14 protein-coding genes are annotated in these 17,962 nt (G+C 62.7%); 9 read left to right on the top strand and 5 right to left on the bottom strand.

Annotated elements, in window-relative coordinates:
• The first annotated feature begins 1 nt into the window (after nt 1).
• The 8 genes from NKI73_RS07525 (at nt 2) to NKI73_RS07490 (ending at nt 8,815) form a co-directional block, all read left to right on the top strand.
• Complete coding sequence (locus NKI73_RS07525) at nt 2–2,317, top strand: putative bifunctional diguanylate cyclase/phosphodiesterase (protein ID WP_352628233.1); 2,316 nt, start codon at nt 2–4, stop codon at nt 2,315–2,317.
• Between the two features lie 236 nt (nt 2,318–2,553).
• Entirely contained in the window at nt 2,554–3,324 is a 771-nt protein-coding gene (locus NKI73_RS07520) for an N-acyl amino acid synthase FeeM domain-containing protein (RefSeq protein WP_352628232.1), read from the top strand.
• 115 nt (nt 3,325–3,439) lie between these two features.
• Nucleotides 3,440–3,589 (top strand): DUF3096 domain-containing protein, encoded by a 150-nt coding sequence (locus tag NKI73_RS07515; RefSeq protein WP_013528205.1) that lies wholly within the window; start codon nt 3,440–3,442, stop codon nt 3,587–3,589.
• 204 nt (nt 3,590–3,793) lie between these two features.
• Nucleotides 3,794–4,018 carry an aa3-type cytochrome c oxidase subunit IV gene (locus NKI73_RS07510; protein WP_352628231.1) on the top strand — a complete coding sequence of 75 codons (225 nt, stop codon included), beginning with the start codon at nt 3,794–3,796 and terminating at the stop codon, nt 4,016–4,018.
• A gap of 84 nt (nt 4,019–4,102) precedes the next feature.
• Nucleotides 4,103–5,377 (top strand): Re/Si-specific NAD(P)(+) transhydrogenase subunit alpha, encoded by a 1,275-nt coding sequence (locus NKI73_RS07505; protein ID WP_352628230.1) that lies wholly within the window; start codon nt 4,103–4,105, stop codon nt 5,375–5,377.
• A complete protein-coding gene (locus NKI73_RS07500; protein WP_502905605.1) occupies nt 5,377–5,802 on the top strand; it encodes a proton-translocating transhydrogenase family protein in 426 nt (141 codons plus the stop codon). The genes NKI73_RS07505 and NKI73_RS07500 overlap by 1 nt, the downstream gene beginning before the upstream one ends.
• Before the next feature lie 6 nt (nt 5,803–5,808).
• Nucleotides 5,809–7,206: an NAD(P)(+) transhydrogenase (Re/Si-specific) subunit beta gene (locus NKI73_RS07495; protein ID WP_352628228.1), complete on the top strand. Its 1,398-nt coding sequence runs from the start codon at nt 5,809–5,811 to the stop codon at nt 7,204–7,206.
• Nucleotides 7,207–7,339: 133 nt separating this feature from the next.
• A complete protein-coding gene (locus NKI73_RS07490) occupies nt 7,340–8,815 on the top strand; it encodes a hypothetical protein (protein WP_352628227.1) in 1,476 nt (491 codons plus the stop codon).
• Between the two features lie 14 nt (nt 8,816–8,829).
• Here NKI73_RS07490 and gyrB read toward each other — a convergent pair whose 3' ends face one another.
• The 3 genes from gyrB to NKI73_RS07475 form a co-directional block, all read right to left on the bottom strand.
• Entirely contained in the window at nt 8,830–11,301 is a 2,472-nt protein-coding gene (gene gyrB, locus NKI73_RS07485) for a DNA topoisomerase (ATP-hydrolyzing) subunit B (protein WP_352628226.1), read from the bottom strand.
• Between the two features lie 161 nt (nt 11,302–11,462).
• Nucleotides 11,463–14,081, bottom strand: a complete 2,619-nt coding sequence (locus NKI73_RS07480; protein ID WP_352628225.1) for a caspase family protein — start codon at nt 14,079–14,081, stop codon at nt 11,463–11,465.
• Nucleotides 14,082–14,172: 91 nt separating this feature from the next.
• Nucleotides 14,173–14,742, bottom strand: coding sequence for an NADPH-dependent FMN reductase (locus NKI73_RS07475; protein WP_352628224.1), 570 nt, complete (start codon nt 14,740–14,742; stop codon nt 14,173–14,175).
• A 209-nt stretch (nt 14,743–14,951) separates the two neighbouring features.
• On the opposite strand from NKI73_RS07475, the gene NKI73_RS07470 reads away from it, so the two are divergent.
• Nucleotides 14,952–16,319 carry a cytochrome P450 gene (locus tag NKI73_RS07470; protein WP_352628223.1) on the top strand — a complete coding sequence of 456 codons (1,368 nt, stop codon included), beginning with the start codon at nt 14,952–14,954 and terminating at the stop codon, nt 16,317–16,319.
• A 31-nt stretch (nt 16,320–16,350) separates the two neighbouring features.
• Here the strand turns inward: NKI73_RS07470 and NKI73_RS07465 are convergent, their stop codons facing one another.
• Both NKI73_RS07465 and NKI73_RS07460 read right to left on the bottom strand, forming a co-directional pair.
• Complete coding sequence (locus NKI73_RS07465) at nt 16,351–17,328, bottom strand: complex I NDUFA9 subunit family protein (protein WP_352628222.1); 978 nt, start codon at nt 17,326–17,328, stop codon at nt 16,351–16,353.
• 117 nt (nt 17,329–17,445) lie between these two features.
• Nucleotides 17,446–17,898, bottom strand: coding sequence for a DoxX family protein (locus NKI73_RS07460; RefSeq protein ID WP_352628221.1), 453 nt, complete (start codon nt 17,896–17,898; stop codon nt 17,446–17,448).
• Nucleotides 17,899–17,962: the final 64 nt, after the last annotated feature.

Below are 17,962 nucleotides of genomic sequence, written 5' to 3'. Positions count from 1 at the left end.
TATGGGCAGAACAAAAACCGAAAACATCCCAGCGGATGTTTATATCCAGTTTGTGCGGTCGTTGTTCGACAACGCTCACATGCTGGTGATTGGCGGCGTGTGCTACTGGATCCTCGGATTCATGATCTATTTGCGCACGCACAATCCGTTGTTCTTGGCTTTCTCTTTTGCCCTGCTGTCTATCTGCCTTTTCCGCTATTTCGGCATTCGCCGCTTCCGGAAGGCGGGCGGTGTGATAGCCGACGTCCAGGAGGCGCAGCGGTGGGAGCGCAACTACATCCTCAAGGGCAGCCTGCAGGGCCTCGGGCTGGGCGCGCTGTGCTTCATATCTATCTATGTTTATCCCGACCCCTTTGCCGAACTTGCCGCGACGTCGCTGGCCATCGCAACGTTGGTGACGGTTGTTGGCCGGAACTACGGATCTCCGCTCATGGTGCGGATTTTTTCCGTGACCTTCATTGGTCCTGCAGCACTTGCACTGTTGCTGCGCATGGATGTCCCCTCGGTTGTCCTCGGGTTGATGATCATTCCGTTGACTTTCGTCACGATCAACAGCGCCGACCACGTTCGCGACGTGCTTTTCTCGGCGGTCATCGGCCACAAGGAAGCGAGGAAGCTCGCGCTCAGATTCGATCGCGCACTCAACACGATGTCGCACGGCCTCGTCATGCTCGGCCCCAACGGCCGCGTGGCGGTGGCCAATGCCGAAGCTGCCCATCTGATGTCGCTCAAGTCCGGGGATGCGCTGCTTGGTCGGTCGATCCATGGTCTGTTGATGCGAGGTGTCGCCGGCGGCATGCTGGCGCCAAAGGATTGCCGCTATATCGAGGCTCAGCTGACTCGCGCCCTGCGCGAGGGCCGCGACCGCAAGGTGCTCGTTTCCCTCGCCAACGGCCAGCACTATGAATTTTCGGCACGCGAAGGCAGCCAGGAACTGGGCGTCATCACCTTCGAGGACGTCACCGCCCGCGTCGAGGCGGAAGACAAGATCCGTTTCATGGCGCGCTTTGACAATCTTACCGGCCTGCCCAACCGTGCCTATTTCCACGAACTGGTCGGCGAGGCCATGGCGTCCGGCGATCGCGACCGGCTCTGCGGCCTGGCGGTGCTCGACCTCGACGATTTCAAGAGCGTCAACGACACGCTTGGCCATCCGATCGGTGACGGGTTGATCTATGCCGTTGCCGAGCGGCTTGCCGCCATTGCCGGGCAAGGCATCACGGTCAGCCGTTTTGGCGGCGACGAGTTCATGATCTTCTTCGACCGCGTCGAGGATGAGAGCCATCTGACCAGCCAGCTCGACGAGATTTTCGCCGGCCTGCAAGGAGAAGTCGACGTCGCCGGTCACGGGCTGCGCATCCAGACCAGTGGCGGCGCGGTGCTGTCGCATGTCAAGGATACCGATGCCGATGCCATGATCGTTAAAGCGGACCTGGCGCTCTACAAGGCCAAGGAGTTCGGCAAGAACGGCTGGCGGCTGTTCGAGGCGGCAATGGACGCCGCGTTCCGCAACCGTCAGTTGATGAAGGCGGATCTGCGCAGCGCGGTGGAAAGCAAGGAATTGCGAGTGGTCTACCAGCCGATCGTGGCAATGAACACGATGCGCATCGCGAGTTGCGAGGCGCTGTGCCGCTGGGACCATCCCGATCTCGGGCCGATTTCGCCCAGCATCTTCATTCCGCTGGCCGAGGAAATGGGCATCATTTCCGAGATCAGCACCTTCGTGCTGCAGGCAGCCTGTACCGAATGCGCCAAATGGCCCGACCAGACCAGCGTCTCGGTCAATCTCTCCGCCAAGGATTTCCGCAGCCGCGATGTCATCCAGAAGGTTCGCGATGCGCTGGCGAATTCCGGCCTCGCCGCTGGCCGGCTGGAAATCGAGGTCACCGAAACGGCGCTGCTCGACGACAAGTCGCTGACACGCCAGTACATCGAGGAATTGAAGCAGATTGGCGTGCGCATCGCGCTCGATGATTTCGGCACCGGCTATTCGAGCCTGAGCTATCTGCATAAGTTGCCGCTCGACAAGATCAAAATCGACCGCTCGTTCCTGATCGACGTCACCCAGAACCCGCGTTCGCTTGAGTTGCTCAAGGGCATCGTCAACCTGTCGCGGCCGCTGGGACTTTCCGTCACCGTCGAAGGCGTAGAGACCTTCGAGCAGCTCAAGATCCTGGCCATGCAGGTCAAACCCGATCTCGTGCAAGGCTTCCTGTTCGGTGCCGCGCTCAGTGCGTCGGGTATCGAGACGATGTCGAATGTCACTTGGCCTTTCGCCGCTGACCTGCGTCTCGCTGGCAAACGGACAGCCAGTTAGCGCCGTGATCGACAGCCCAAGCGTTGGCCTGGCTCACGCACCTGTGTTGATGGAGGTGCGATGTCTTGGAGGCAATGATCCACATCCTTCTCGCAGCGCATTCCTCACCAAAAGACATTCTCAAGTGGGCGCTCACCTGTTAAGGTTAACACAAGGTAAATCAACAACATCTAAATTTCAGCTTGTGTCTCATTTTCACTCGAATAGCTTATCCGTAGGTGGAATTTCGAGGACAGATGATGGATGCTGCAAGGGCTGCAAGGAAAGCCTCCGGCGCGGTCAGCGCAGCCGGCGATTCGGTGCTGAATCGATCGATTATGCAACTGCTGGAGCATGTCGATTATCGCCTCGTTACCGGGGGCGAGGATTTGGAGGCGATTTACCGGCTTCGCTATAAATCCTATCTGCGCTCAGGCATGTGCGGCCCAATCGCCAGTGGGATGTTCGAGGATCGCTGGGACAATCTGCCCAATTCCTACCGGTTCGGTGTCTATTGCTATGGCGAATTGGTCAGCACGATCCGCTTCCATTATATTTCCAGCGAGCACCCGGATTCGCCCTCCGTCGATGCCTATCCGGAAATACTGATCGAGCGACTTGCCCGCGGAGAAACCTTCATCGACGGAACCCGCTTCGCAGCCGATCCTGACGGTGCGCCGGCGCCCGGAGTGCTGCCTTTCCTGACACTCAGGCTTGCCATGGTGGCCTCGCGCTACTTTGGCCAGAACTCGGTGCTTACGCCGGTCAAGATCGAGCATTCCAATTTTTATGCCCGCTACTTCAATGCCGTGCAAAGGACTGAGGGGAAAGTATTTCCGGGCGTTCTTGCCCCGATCGCGCTGTTCGAAATTCCCGCCGGCGAGAATATGCGACTGACCCTCGAACGGTTCCCATTCTTCAGGTCGACGCCGATGGAACAGCGGCTGATGTTTGCCAATCCGGCCATCAACCGACTGACACCCCTGTCGATTGTTCCAACAGCGAAATATTATCGCGACGCCGCCTGAGCTTCCGTATTTTGCGGAGCCTCCGGAGCTTTCCGGCCGGATAGGCGTTCTGATTATGGCGGCGCGTTGACGTTCCGCGCCTCCATGTCGACAGATATGCCAGAAGGAACCCGACATGACCATTTCCACGCTTGCGCTCACCCCGCTCATCTCGCTGATCGCCGGCGTGCTGATCCTCGTCATGCCAAGGCTGTTGAACTACATCGTCGCGCTCTATCTGATCGTCGTCGGACTGCTTGGGCTTTTCCCGCATCTTGCCGGTTGAGGCAGCGCAAGCGCCCGCCTCGACGCTTTCGAAGTATCTTTCCACATCAGGCGGCCGGACCCAGTGTCGAGCGCGGCGTCACGTCGGCAGCCGGCTTCAAGTTTCCTTTGAGGCAGTTGTCGGCTGCGATGCGGCAATAGCGCCATTGCTCTCGGCCCGGCTTTTCGCTATGTGCCTGAAAGATGTCTTCGAAGGGGTATTCCTATGGCTGATCACTCGCCGACCGGTCCTGTCGAACTGGGCGCGAAGATGGACTATGCCGAGCATGACCGCACCTATGCGGGCTTCCTCATGCTGGCCAAATACGGATCGCTTTTCTGCGGCGCCCTGCTTCTGGCGATGGCCTTCGGCTTCTTCGCGGGCGGCTTCTTCTCGGCGACCATCCTGTTCGTTCTGATTCTGGCCGCCGGCGCCTTTATCCTCCGATAGATTTTCCGACACCTTGTCCACGGCGCCGCCGCGAGGCCGGCCGGCGTCTTGCGGGAACGAGCTTCCGGCCGAAAGGATCATGCGGTGGGACAGACGGTTTTCATCCCTCGTGAACTCGATGCCAATGAGCCGCGCGTCGCGGCCTCGCCCGATACCGTGAAACGGCTGGCGGCGCTGGGCTTCGAAATCGTCGTCGAGACCGGTGCCGGCACGCGGTCGCGCATCCCCGACGAGGAATTCGCTAAAGCCGGTGCCGCCATCGGCAAGGCTTCCGATATCGCCAAGGCCGATGTGGTGCTGAAAGTGCGCCGGCCTGGGGATGCCGAGCTGAAAAGCTACAAGCCGGGCACTGCGGTCATCGCCATCATGGATCCCTATGGCAATGATGCCGCTGTAGCAGCCCTGGCCAAGGCCGGCGTCACTGCCTTTTCGATGGAATTCATGCCGCGCATCACCCGCGCCCAGTCGATGGACGTGCTCTCCAGCCAAGCCAATCTCGCCGGCTATCAGGCGGTGATCGACGGCGCTTCGGAATATGACCGGGCGCTGCCGATGATGATGACCGCGGCCGGCACGGTGCCGGCGGCGAAAGTCTTCATCATGGGTGTCGGCGTTGCCGGCCTGCAGGCGATCGCCACCGCGCGCCGGCTTGGCGCGGTCGTCACCGCCACCGACGTTCGCCCCGCCGCCAAGGAACAGGTCGCCTCGCTCGGCGCAAAGTTCCTCGCGGTCGAGGACGAGGAATTCAAGGCCGCCGAAACGGCCGGCGGCTACGCCAAGGAAATGTCTAGGGAATACCAGGCCAAGCAGGCGGCACTCACGGCCGAGCATATCGCCAAGCAGGACATCGTCATCACCACGGCGCTGATCCCCGGCCGGCCGGCGCCGAAGCTGGTGTCGGCGGCGATGGTCGCCTCGATGAAGCCGGGTTCGGTGCTCGTCGATCTGGCGGTCGAGCGCGGCGGCAACGTCGAGGGCGCTGTGTCAGGTCAGGTCGTCACCACGGCCAACAACGTCAAGATCGTCGGTCACCTCAATGTACCCGGCCGCATCGCGGCGTCGGCCTCGCTGCTTTACGCCAGGAACCTGTTCGCCTTCCTCGAGACGCTGGTCGACAAGACGACGAAGACGCTTGCCATCAATCGCGATGACGATCTGGTCAAGGCGACGATGCTGACCGATGGCGGCAAGATCGTGCACCCTGCTTTCGTCAAGGCCGACCAGCCGCCTCATGTCGAGCCGGCTGCGATCCCGGCCAAAACCATGGTCGCCGACGCTTCGGCCAAGCCGAAGAAGGCCGCTCCCAAGAAACCGGCCACACCCAAGTCGCCCTCGTCGAAGTCGAAAGGCATTGCGTGATGGATCAGACCCTGCAGAAAGCCCTCGACCAGCTCGACCAGGCCTCCGCCGCCGTTCGGCTGGCGGTGCAGAATATGGCGCCCGCGCCCGGCGGCGCCGAGGCGGCGGGTGATGCCGCGCACGCTTTGTCCGGCGGCGCCATCGATCCCTTCGTTTTCCGTTTCGCCATCTTCGTGCTGGCGATCTTCGTCGGCTATTATGTCGTCTGGTCGGTGACCCCCGCTTTGCACACGCCGCTGATGGCCGTCACCAACGCCATCTCCTCGGTCATCGTCGTCGGCGCATTGCTTGCCGTCGGCATCGCGGCCTCCGGCATCGCCGCGGGCTTCGGCTTCGTCGCCTTGATGCTGGTCTCGGTCAACATCTTCGGCGGCTTCCTCGTCACCCAGCGCATGCTGGCCATGTACAAGAAGAAGGACAAGTAGAGCGCCATGAACGCCAACTTCGCGTCCTTCCTCTATCTGGTTTCCGGCGTCCTGTTCATCATGGCGCTGCGCGGGCTGTCGCACCCGACCACCAGCCGCCAGGGCAATCTCTACGGCATGATCGGCATGGGCATCGCCATCGCCACCACATTGGCGCTGGCAACCCCGTCGGCGGGCCGCTTCGGCCTGATCGTGCTCGGTCTTGCCATTGGCGGCAGCGTCGGCGCCGTCACCGCGCGCCGCATCGCCATGACCTCGATGCCGCAGCTGGTCGCCGCCTTCCACTCGCTGGTCGGCCTCGCCGCCGTCATGGTGGCTGCCGCCGCCATCTATGCCCCGGAAAGCTTCGGCATCGGCACGGATGGCGACATTCATGCCCAGGCCCTGATCGAGATGAGCCTTGGCGTCGCCATCGGCGCCATCACCTTCACTGGCTCGGTCATCGCCTTCCTCAAGCTCGACGGCCGCATGTCCGGCAAGCCGATCATGATCGGCGGCCGCCACTTCATCAACGCCGCCCTCGGCATCGCGCTGATCGTGCTGATCGTGCTTCTGGTCACTACGGAATCGAAGCTGGTGTTCTGGCTGATCGTCGCGGCGTCGCTGGTGCTCGGTATCCTGCTCATCATTCCGATCGGCGGCGCCGACATGCCGGTGGTCGTGTCGATGCTCAATTCGTATTCGGGTTGGGCGGCGGCCGCACTCGGCTTCACGCTCGGCAATCTGGCGCTGATCATCACCGGCGCGCTGGTCGGCTCGTCCGGCGCGATCCTGTCCTACATCATGTGCAAGGGCATGAACCGAAGCTTCATCTCGGTCATCCTCGGCGGCTTCGGCGGTGAAACCGCGGCAGCGGCGGACGATGGCATCGAGCGCACGGTCAAGCAGGGCTCGGCCGACGATGCCGCCTACCTGATGATGAACGCGCAGAAGGTGATCATCGTGCCCGGCTACGGCATGGCGGTCGCCCAGGCCCAGCACGCGCTGCGCGAAATGGCCGACAAGCTGAAAGCTAACGGCGTCGACGTGAAATACGCCATTCATCCCGTGGCGGGCCGCATGCCCGGCCACATGAACGTGCTGCTCGCCGAAGCCAACGTGCCTTACGACGAAGTGTTCGAGCTCGAGGACATCAACTCAGAGTTCGCGCAGGCCGACGTCGCCTATGTCATCGGCGCCAACGACGTCACCAACCCGTCCGCGCGCGACGACAAGAGCAGCCCTATCTACGGCATGCCGATCCTCGATGTTGACAAGGCGCGCACCTGCCTGTTCGTCAAGCGCTCGCTCGGTTCCGGCTATGCCGGCATCGACAACACGCTGTTCTACAAGGACGGCACCATGATGCTGCTCGGCGACGCCAAGAAGATGACCGAGGAAATCGTCAAGGCCATGGATCACTGATCGGCGATCGGCACTGAGATAAGCCAAGGAGCGCCCGGCCTCGTGCCGGGCTTTTTCTTGGCGCGTCGGCTGTTCGGGGCTACGATGATGAATTCCTGTCCCGTCGACGGGATTGTCGTCAACGGAGACGTTGGTGCCCGACCCCTTCGCATCGCCGCCCACCGGAAAAGCGCCGCGCAAGCCTGGCCAGGCGGTGGTGATCGTGCACGGCATGGGCGAACAGCGGCCGATGGATACGCTGCGCGGCTTTGTCCAGGCTGTCTGGAGCCATGACCCCGCCCGCGCGCCGTTTTATGCCCATGTCGCCGATCCGGCTGACCCCGCCGGCGCGAAGATCAACCAGAGCTGGATCACACCCGACAGCCGGACCAATTCATACGAACTTCGCCGCATCACCACGCCCTACGATATCGATGGCCGTCGCACCGATTTCTACGAGCTTTACTGGGCCGACATCACGCAGGGCACGACGCGGGGCCGGCTTGCCGCCTGGGTGACAAACCTGCTGTGGCGCAAGCCCGCCGACATTCCGCCCGACGCCCGCAAGCTCTACCTCGTCACGCTTCTTGCCGTCATCGTCGTCCTGTGCGCGGCGCTCGCGCTCGCGACGTCGGTTTGGCAGCAGTATATCTCCTTGGCCGCCGGCCTGCTCGTCACCATCCTGGCCTCGTTGATCATCTGGGCGGTGGATCGGTTCGGCCTTCCCTATTTCGGCGATGTCGCGGCCTATGTGCGCGCCGAAGCAGCGACGGTGGAGAAGCGCGCGCTGATCCGCGACCGGGGCCTGAGGCTGCTGAAACGTCTGATGATGGATGATAGTTACGACCGGATCGTGCTGGTGTCGCACAGCCTTGGATCGATGATCGCCTATGATCTCCTGCAGATATTGTGGGCCGATTTCAGGCCCCGAAAACTGGAGGCCATCCGCGACAAGACGAAACTGAAGGCGATCCGCGCCATCGACAAGGCGACGCTTGTTGCCGACGGTTCGGCGTGGCCCGACAGGCTGGATGATCTCGCCGGCTTCCGACGCGATCAATGGGAACTCTACCGGCAACTCCGAACCGCGGATGCCGACCATCCGCTGCCATGGAAGATCAGCGATTTCATCACGCTCGGCAGCCCGCTGACCCACAGTGAATTTCTGGTGACGCATGATCTTGCCGAATTCCGGCGCGGCGTTGCCGAACGGCTGTTCTCCACATGCCCGCCAATCGCCGAAGGGGCGTCGGCCGGAGGCACTGTGCTTTATCAGGAGGGACGCAGCCCTTCAGGCAAACCGCAGCGCGCCGTGCATCATGGCGCGGTGTTTGCCGCGACGCGGTGGACCAACATCTTCGACCGCGGCGATGGCTGGCTGACGGGAGATCCGATCTCCGGGCCGATGTCTGAGAATTTCGGCCCGGGCGTGGAGAATATCCAGGTCGAGTTGCGCAGCTCCCGCGGCCGCATCTTCACCCACACTCTGTACTGGTCGTTGACAGCGACCGGCGTCGAGGTCGCCGGTGCTCGGCCGCGCTCGCACCTTGCCGTGCTGCGCGACGCTGTCGACCTCGGTCGTAAACTGGAGCCGAGCCAGGCGAAAGCGCCGGCGAGCCGGCAAGCGTAGAAACCGATCGGGGCTCAGATATCCAGATTGGCGACCGACAGCGCGTTGTCCTGGATGAATTCGCGCCTCGGTTCGACCTCGTCGCCCATCAGTCGCGAGAACAGACTATCCGCGTCCGTCGCGTCATTGACCTTGACCTGCAGCAGCGAGCGCACATTCGGGTCGAGCGTGGTTTCCCACAGCTGTTCTGCGTTCATTTCGCCCAGACCCTTGTAGCGCTGCATGGTCAGGCCCTTGCGGCCGGTCGCAAAGACGGCGTTGAGCAGCGCCAGCGGCCCCGAGATGGTTTCGGAGACATCCTTGCGGCGCAGCACCGGTGGCGTCCCGTAGACCTCGCTGAGGCGCTGTGCGTAGCGGTCGAGCTGGCGAGCATCGGCCGAATTGATCAGCGCAAGATCGAGATGCGCGTATTCCTTGACGCTGCGCACCGTGCGCTCGAACACATAGCCGCCGACGCCTTCGTTCGAGGTCGACATGCGGCCGGTCCAGCCGCGCTCGGTATCCTCGGCGATGATGTCGAGGCGTTTAGCGATCCGCTCGGCCATGGCGTTGGCGCGGCCGAGATCGGTGAAGACGTCCGGGTTGAGCCCGCCGGCGATCGCGGCCTGTTCGACCACGCCTCTGCTGTAGCGGGTGTGCAGGCCGTTGATCAGCTGGCGCACGGCCAGCGCGTCGTCGATGGCCCCGCGCAGGTCCTGCCCGGTGCGAACCTCGCCGGAGCCGAGCGTAAGCGACGCTTCTTCCAGCCCCGAACCGATCAGGAACTCCTCGAAGGCGCTCTCGTCCTTGATGTATTGCGAGCTCTTGCCGCGCGTCACTTTGTAGAGCGGCGGCTGGGCGATGTAGAGATGGCCGCGCTCGATCAACTCCGGCATCTGCCGGAAGAAGAAGGTGAGCAGCAAGGTGCGGATGTGGGCGCCGTCGACGTCGGCGTCGGTCATCAGAATGATCTTGTGGTAGCGCAATTTGTCGGCGTTGAACTCGTCCTTGCCGATCGAGGTGCCGAGCGCGGTGATCAGCGTGCCGATCATGTCGGAACCGAGCATGCGGTCGAAGCGCGCCCGCTCGACATTGAGGATCTTGCCGCGCAAGGGCAGGATCGCCTGGTTTTGGCGCGAACGCCCACCCTTGGCCGAGCCGCCGGCGGAATCGCCCTCGACGATGAAGATTTCGGATTTCGCCGGGTCGCGTTCCTGGCAGTCGGCCAGCTTGCCGGGCAGGGAAGTGACGCCGAGCGAGCTCTTGCGGGTGATGTCGCGCGCCTTGCGCGCCGCTTCGCGCGCCGCAGCTGCCTGGATTACCTTGTCGACGACCACCTTGCCCTCTGCCGGATGCTCCTCCAGCCAGGTGCCGAGCGCTTCGTTGACCAAGCCTTCGACGACGGGGCGGACCTCCGACGAAACCAGCTTGTCCTTGGTCTGCGAGGAGAACTTCGGATCGGGAACCTTGACAGACAGCACCGCAGTCAGGCCTTCGCGGCAATCGTCACCGATCAGCGAGACCTTTTCCTTCTTGGTCAGGCCAGAGGATTCGCCGTAGCCCGTGATTTGACGCGTCAGCGCGCCGCGAAAACCGGCCAGATGGGTGCCGCCATCGCGCTGCGGGATGTTGTTGGTGAAGGCCAGCACGTTCTCGTGGTAGCTGTCGTTCCACCACATCGCCACTTCGACGGTTATGCCGTCGCGCTCGGCTTTGATGGCGATCGGCTTGTCGATCAGCGGTTTCTTGACCCGATCGAGATATTTGACGAATTCTTCCAGCCCGCCATCATAGTGCAACTCATGGCGCACGACGTCGGCATGACGGGCGTCGGTCAGCACGATGCGCACGCCGGAATTGAGGAAGGCGAGCTCGCGCAACCGGTGTTCCAGCGTGCCGAAATCGAACTCGACCATGGTGAAGGTCTCGGACGACGGGAAAAAGCTGATCTCGCTGCCGCTGCGCCCTTCATAGGTACCGGGCTGCTTGTCCTGCTCATAGCTGCCGGTGGCCTTCAGCGGCGCGTCGGCATTGCCATGTGTGAAGCTCATCTCGAAGATCTGGCCATTGCGGCGGATTTTCAACTTCAGCCACGCCGAAAGCGCATTGACCACCGAGACGCCGACGCCATGCAGGCCGCCCGACACCTTGTAGGAATTCTGGTCGAACTTGCCGCCGGCATGCAGCTGCGTCATGATCACTTCAGCCGCGGAAATGCCTTCTCCGGTGTGGATATCGGTCGGAATGCCGCGGCCATTGTCGATCACGGTGACCGAACCATCGGGGTTGAGCGTCACGGTGACGAGGTCGGCGTGGCCGGCCAGCGCCTCGTCGATGGCGTTGTCGACCACCTCATAGACCATGTGATGCAGGCCGGAACCGTCGTCGGTGTCGCCGATATACATGCCGGGGCGTTTGCGCACGGCATCCAACCCCTTCAAAACCTTGATGGAATCGGCGCCGTATTCGGCTTCAGCGCCGGTGGTATTGTCGATATGATCGCTCATGAAAACCTGTTGTCTGGATGCCGCTCGCACGGCGCGAAAAATCGGCCCCGAATCGCGCCTCTAATATGGACTAGATATAGGCGCTAAAGGCGGTTTTTCCAAGGTTTGCAAGCATCCCCCGGGGAATGAGACGGCTGTCCATGACACGCTCTCGCCAGGCCTTATCTGGCTTTGGCCAGCCGGTCCCTGAGAAACTTGATCATGAACTTGTATCGCGGCGCCAGCCGCCCGGTCCGATCAAGTTCCAGCGTCATGTCGAGCGCTTGGGAAAGCACGGCCTTGGGGTTCTTGGCGACCTGAGCGTAATCGATCATGGCCACCACAAGGTCGCGCTGCCAGGTGGCATTGTTCGGGTCGGACTGGGCAAGCTGCTGGCGGATGTCGAGGCTATCCTGAAAGGCCTGCCGCGCGCCCTTGAAGTCGCGCTGCTTGCCCTTGAGCGTGCCGATTTCGGACAGCGTGATCGACAGGTCGCGCTGCCAGTCGGCATTGGCAGGATCGAGCTTCGCCAGCCGGTCGGCGATGACGAAACTGTCGGTGTAGGCCTTGAGCGCGCCCGCCCGGTCGCCTTGTATTTCCAGAATGCCGGCGACCTTTTCGAGGCTGACGGAGAGGTCGCGCTGCCAATCCGTGTTGTTCGGGTCGTTGGCCGCCAGCACGCGGGCCAGTTCGAGAGCTTGCCTGTAGGCCGACAGCGCATCCGGCCATTTCTCCTGGTCGCTCAGCGCATTGCCGATCTTGGCATTGCCGACAGACAGGTCGCGCGTCAGCTCGCTGTTGTCCGGGTCGCGGTCCACCAATCGTTCGACGATCGCCTGGCTTGCCCGATAGGCCGCGAGTGCGCCCACCGCATCGCTCCGCTCGCGCTTGAGGTCGCCGATCGTCGTATGGCTGACCGAGACATCGCGCTGCCGCTCGGCATCCTGCGGCTTCTTGTCGGCCAGCGCCAATCGGACCTTCAGGCTCTCTTCATAGGCCGCCTGGGCGTTGTCCAACTGGCCGGCAGTGCGCGCCAAAGCGCCGATCTCGTCATAGCTGATGGTCAGGTCGCGCTGCAGCTCGGCGCGCTCGGGGTCGTTGTCGGCAAGCTGCTTCTTGATCGACAGACTTTCCTGGTAGACCTGCGAGGCTCCAGCCAGATCGCCTTGCGTCACCAGCACATTGCCGATCTTGTCGTCGGCCATGGCGAAGTCACCGAACCATGGCAGATGATCGGGCTCGGCCGCGGTCAAATCCCGGAGCATGGTTCTGGCGGCCTGATAATTCTCGAGCGCCTCCGGCAGGTCGCCCTGCACCAGCCTGATGTTGCCGAGCTTGATGTGGCTGACGGCGAAATCGCGCCTCACGCTCGGATCGGTTTCTTGGGCCGAACGCAGCTCGAGATTGGATACCAGCGCTGCAAAGGCGCGGCCTGCCGCATCGGTGTTGCCGATAAGGGTGTAGAGCTTGCCGAGGTCGTCCAGCGTCCGGATCTGGCGGTCGGCGTCGTCCAGCGTCAGCGAGGTCTGTCCGGCCTCGCCGTAAAGGGCCAGCACCGATTCATAGTCCTTGATGGCCGTGGCGTAGTCGAGATCGGCGCGTGCCGCACCGCCGGACAGAAAACGCGTCGCCGCCTCGGACAGCGTGCGGCTGACGAAATTGGCCTTCAAGGCGTTGCGCGAAACATTGTCGATGTCGGCGGCCCTTGCGAGGATGGCGCGCGCGCCATCGAAGGCGCCGAGCGATAGCTGCTCCTCGGCCTGCCGGCGCAGTTCCGTCACTTGCGGATCGTCGGAGGCGAGCGTCCTCATTTCGCTGCGGACCTTGACGAAGGCGTCGGCCGCTTCGTGCAGCCGGGCGTTCAGGCTGTCCGCCGACAAATGGCTGCTGTCGGAGCTGATCAGCGCGCCATAGAGCGGCGCCAGTGGCATGTCGGCATCGCTGGCGATCTGCTCGACCTCGCCGCGCATCTCCGGCGTCACATCGGCCATGGCGAGCAGCAGGCGTTCACGCTCCGGCAGCTGTTCCTTGGCCGCTGCGGCAAAGAACAGTTTTGGCAGGCCGCTCTCGACATAGGGCAGCTGTTTGCCACGTGACAGGTCATAGACCTCCTGCTGCACCAGCGTCAGCACCGAGCGGATCTCGAGCCCGTCGGTGCCGAGATATTTGGTCAGCGCTGTCGTGAACGGCGAATTCTGGCCGGTGCCGTCGGCAGCCGTCTCACCGGGTGCGGCTGAAAAGGCGAACAGGATGTTTTCGGCGCGGCCAATCCGGCCGAGACCCGGCCGGGCTTTCTCCGCGACATCCTTTGCCAGCGATGTCGCACCTCGACCTTCGCTCATCGTGCCCGAAAACGGATCGCTGCGGCAGGCGTCGAGCATGATCAGGCCGACCCTGGCAGTGGCGGCTACGGTGTCGCGCACCTCTTCCAGCGGCAGGCTGGTCTCCTCCAGCGCTTCGAGCGAGGAGGCGTCGGCGTCGATGGGCAGCAGCCGGTTGTCGCCGGAGATTTCGACGCCGTGGCCGGAGAAATAGACCAGCGCAACGTCGGCGCCCTTGGCATCCTCGCGAAAATCGTCGAGCGCGCGGCGCATGCGCCGCAGATCGCGATTCGTTTCGAGAACGACCTCAAAGCCGAGCTTCTTCAACGCCGCTCCCATCGCCTCGCCGTCATGGACCGGATTGGCGAGTGGTCGGACCAGGCGGTAGTCGTCATCGGCGATGACCAGAGCCACGCGCCGTTCCGCCACCGCGGTGGCGGTGGTCATCAGCATCAGCAGCAAGGCAAATAGCAAGCGCAAGTCGAACTGCCCCCCGGCTCGTTCATTTGCGCGAACATTCCACCTCTTTATGGCATGAGCAAGCCGGGCTTTTGGTGGAAAGCCGGCGCGTTCAGGCAGCCCGCATCGACTTCAACGCCTCGCTCCAGCGCGACAACTCGTCGAGCATGGTTTTGGCTCCACCCTGCACCTGCTCGCTGGCGTTGAAAGCGCCTTTCTCGTCGAGCAGTTTCTGATACATCGGCAGCGCGACACCTTCCGGGATCGGCATGACGCCCACCGAGGTCAGCAGTAGCTTGAGCGCCTGCGCCGCGCGCAAACCGCCGGATACGCCGCCATAGCTGAAAATGCCGGCGGGCTTGTATTTCCATTCGCGCAGCAGATAGTCGATCGCGTTGACGATCGCCGGCGCCACGAAATAATTATATTCCGGCGCCACGAACACGAAGGCATCGGCGGCATCGATTGCCTTGGACCAGGCCTTGGTATGGTCGTTCTGGTATTTGCCAAGCCTTGGATGGTGCGGCTCGTCCAGCACCGGCAGATTGAACGCCGCGATGTCGGTCAGCACCGGCTCGAATTTTCCATGCTCGCGCGCGAACCTCTCCAGCCACTCGGCGAAAACCGGTCCGGCGCGGCCTGGCCGCGTGCTGCCGATGATGATGTTCAACTGGTGCTTCAAGGCTGGCTCCTTCGTTGGCAGTATCTGTTGGTGACCGTGACCTACGGCAGGCCATGGCCGCGGACAAGGCGACACCGCCAGGAGGCGGTCACAATTGTCTGAACGGGCTGTCTGCCGCACGTCCCCGGTCGCATGGTTCGTGCCTGCCGTTCGGTCACATGGACGCCCGGATCGCCAGCCACTACATTAAGGTGTCAGCGGAGCAGCCCATGGACATCCAGCCCGCCCCCTTCGTTCCCCCGGCGCCGAAGCCGCGCACAACGCCGCCCTCGACGCTGGAGATGATCCGCATCGTCTACCGCAACCCGCTCGAACTGTGGGGAGAGCATACCTACAACCAGCCCTGGATTTCGGCGAGTGGCGTTGGTGGACATCTCATCGTTGCCAACGATCCCGGCCTGATCCGCCATGTGCTGGTCGACAACGCCAAGAATTACAAGATGGCGACTGTGCGCCAGAAAATCCTGCGGCCGATCCTGCGCGATGGCCTGCTGACCGCAGAGGGCGAGGTCTGGAAACGATCGCGCAAGGCGATGGCGCCGGTGTTCACGCCGCGCCACATCTTCGGCTTCGCCCAGCCGATGCTCAGGCGCACGCGGGAGTTCGTCACCCGCTACGAAGAGGGCGGCATATCAGACATTGCCCATGACATGACGCTGCTCACTTACGACATCCTGGCCGAAACGCTGTTTTCCGGCGAGATATCAGGCGAGCCGGGCAGTTTCGGCAACGAGATCGACCGTCTGTTCGAGACCATGGGCCGCGTCGACCCGCTCGACCTGTTGCGCGCGCCCGACTGGCTGCCTCGCCTGACCCGCATCCGCGGCCGCAAGACCATGGCCTATTTCCGCAAGATCGTCACCGACACGGTCAAGATGCGCGAAGAGAAATTCAAGCGTGATCCCGATGCCGTGCCGCAGGATTTCCTGACGCTGCTGCTCAAGGCCGAAGGCCCCGAAGGGCTGACGCGGGCCGAGGTCGAGGACAACATCATCACCTTCATCGGCGCCGGTCATGAAACCACGGCGCGCGCGCTTGGCTGGACGCTCTATTGCCTTGCGGAATCCCCGTGGGAGCGCAACCGGGTCGAGCAGGAGATCGACCAGGTGCTGGCGCGCGAGCCCGATCCGACGAAGTGGCTCGATGCCATGCCGCTGACGCGCGCTGCCTTTGACGAGGCACTCCGGCTCTATCCGCCGGCGCCGTCGATCAACCGTGAGCCGATCGAACCGGAAATGTGGAAGGATCTCTATATCCCGAAACACGCCGCCGTGCTGGTGATGCCTTGGGTCGTCCATCGCCACCGGAAACTGTGGGACAGGCCGGATGCCTTCCTGCCGGAGCGCTTCCACCCGGGAAATCGCGAAAAGATCGACCGCTTCCAGTATCTGCCGTTTGGCGCGGGCCCTCGCGTCTGCATCGGCGCCAGCTTCGCCATGCAGGAGGCGATTATCGCGCTAGCCATCATCCTGTCGCGCTTCCGCTTCGACACTACCGCTGAAACGAAACCCTGGCCGGTGCAGAAGCTGACCACGCAACCACAAGGTGGTTTGCCGATGCAGGTCACGCCTCGATAGGCGTGACACCTTCAAGCTGTGGTAATGAAAATTAAGCTGCGGGTTTGCGCTGCTGGAACTGACCGGCGGCGCGGAAGCGCCAGAGGTAGCTGGGCAGGATCGTCGCGATCGATTGCGGCTGGATGCCGAGCCCGGCGAGTGTCCGGTTGGCCTTGGCGGCCTCATTCGACACGATGTTGTGCTCGCGCAGCTGTATCACCTGGTCCTTGGTCAGCAGCGGATTGGGCAAGAGGCCGAGGATCGAGGCCTGGATGTTGGCCACCCACCACGGCACCGGCACCAGCAGGCGCTTTCGCTCGATCACGTCGAGCAGTTCTTCCATGCACTCCTTGAAGGTGAGCACCTTGGGCCCGCCGAGTTCGTAGATCTGGCCGCCATCGACCTTGCCGTCGACCGAGCGCGCCACCGCTTCGGCAACGTCGCCGACATAGACTGGCTGGAACTTGGTCTGGCCGCCGCCGATTAGCGGCAGCACCGGCGAATAGCGCGCCATGTTGGCGAAGCGGTTGAAGAAGGCGTCCTCGGGCCCGAAATTGATCGACGGCCGGAAGATCACGGCGTCCTTGATCGTCTCCAGAACCGCCTTTTCGCCGAGCGCCTTGGTGCGCGCATAGTTCGATCCGGAGTTCAGATCGGCACCAAGTGCCGAAATATGGGTAAGGCCGGCGCCGACGGCGCGCGCTGCCTCGGCCACGGCGCGGGCGCCGAACTCGTGCACGGAGGAGAATTTCTGCCGGCCGCTCTCATGCAGGACGGCGACCAGATTGACGACATGGTCGGCACCCTGCACAGCGCGGTCGACCGACCAGCGCACGCGCACATTGGCCTGCACTGGTTGGATCTGGCCGACATTGCCAAGTGGCTGCAAATGGCCGGCAAGATCGGGCCGCCGGCAGGCGACGCGGATGCGATAGCCGCGCTTGGCCAGTGCGCGCACGACATGGCGGCCGACAAAGCCTGACCCGCCAAAGACGACGACGAGCTTTGGGGTCTGCAGGATTTCGGTCATGGCTGGCTCCGGCGCTCGCAAGCTTGGCTGAAGCCGTTTCATAATCGGTTTCGCGCCAAAGGCAAAGGGTGACGCGTCGTCGCTGCCGCCCTTGTTTTCAGAGCAATTCCAACCTTGTCAGAACGCCTTGCCGATGCGGGCGTCGACCGAATGGCGGTTGCCGCCGCGAATGACGCAGAACAGCAGGATCGCCGCCCACAGCAGCGACTTTTCAGCGCCCGAAAAACCCTGGTCCATGGTCACCCAGTGGAACCAGACCGTGACCAGCAGCACGAACAGGCCGGCAAAGGCGGCCGGCCGCGTCAAAAACCCGATGGCGATGAAAATGCCGCCGAAGAATTCGGTGCAGGCCAGAAGCAACGACCATAAGGCGCCCGGATAAAAGCCGAGGCCTTCGACCATCTCGGCGGCGCCGAAAGGATTGGTGATCTTCTGCGAGCCATGGATGGCGAGAAATGCACCGGCAACGACTCGAAGAACGGTTTCCGCGCCATCGTGCAAGGCTGCGCAAAACCTGCCAAGGGCTGGGATGACAAGGCTGTTGCGGGGATTGTCCGTGCTTGCCGACATTATGGCTCCTCTGTTTGCTCAATCAGCGCAAACGGCCGATCAGGTCGGATGAAGTCAAATAAAC

Origin of the sequence: Mesorhizobium sp. M0496 (assembly GCF_040321205.1) — a bacterium.
Classification (GTDB): domain Bacteria; phylum Pseudomonadota; class Alphaproteobacteria; order Rhizobiales; family Rhizobiaceae; genus Mesorhizobium.
This window is presented reverse-complemented; position numbering and strand designations above follow the sequence as displayed.

Excerpts from the sequence above, each read along its gene's own strand:
- NKI73_RS07525 (WP_352628233.1), top strand. The coding sequence starts at position 2 with ATGGGCAGAACAAAAACCGAAAACATCCCAGCGGATGTTTATATCCAG.
- NKI73_RS07520 (WP_352628232.1), top strand. The coding sequence starts at position 2,554 with ATGATGGATGCTGCAAGGGCTGCAAGGAAAGCCTCCGGCGCGGTCAGC.
- NKI73_RS07515 (WP_013528205.1), top strand. The coding sequence starts at position 3,440 with ATGACCATTTCCACGCTTGCGCTCACCCCGCTCATCTCGCTGATCGCC.
- NKI73_RS07510 (WP_352628231.1), top strand. The coding sequence starts at position 3,794 with ATGGCTGATCACTCGCCGACCGGTCCTGTCGAACTGGGCGCGAAGATG.
- NKI73_RS07500 (WP_502905605.1), top strand. The coding sequence starts at position 5,377 with ATGGATCAGACCCTGCAGAAAGCCCTCGACCAGCTCGACCAGGCCTCC.
- NKI73_RS07495 (WP_352628228.1), top strand. The coding sequence starts at position 5,809 with ATGAACGCCAACTTCGCGTCCTTCCTCTATCTGGTTTCCGGCGTCCTG.
- gyrB (WP_352628226.1), bottom strand. The coding sequence starts at position 11,301 with ATGAGCGATCATATCGACAATACCACCGGCGCTGAAGCCGAATACGGC.
- NKI73_RS07470 (WP_352628223.1), top strand. The coding sequence starts at position 14,952 with ATGGACATCCAGCCCGCCCCCTTCGTTCCCCCGGCGCCGAAGCCGCGC.
- NKI73_RS07465 (WP_352628222.1), bottom strand. The coding sequence starts at position 17,328 with ATGACCGAAATCCTGCAGACCCCAAAGCTCGTCGTCGTCTTTGGCGGG.
- NKI73_RS07460 (WP_352628221.1), bottom strand. The coding sequence starts at position 17,898 with ATGTCGGCAAGCACGGACAATCCCCGCAACAGCCTTGTCATCCCAGCC.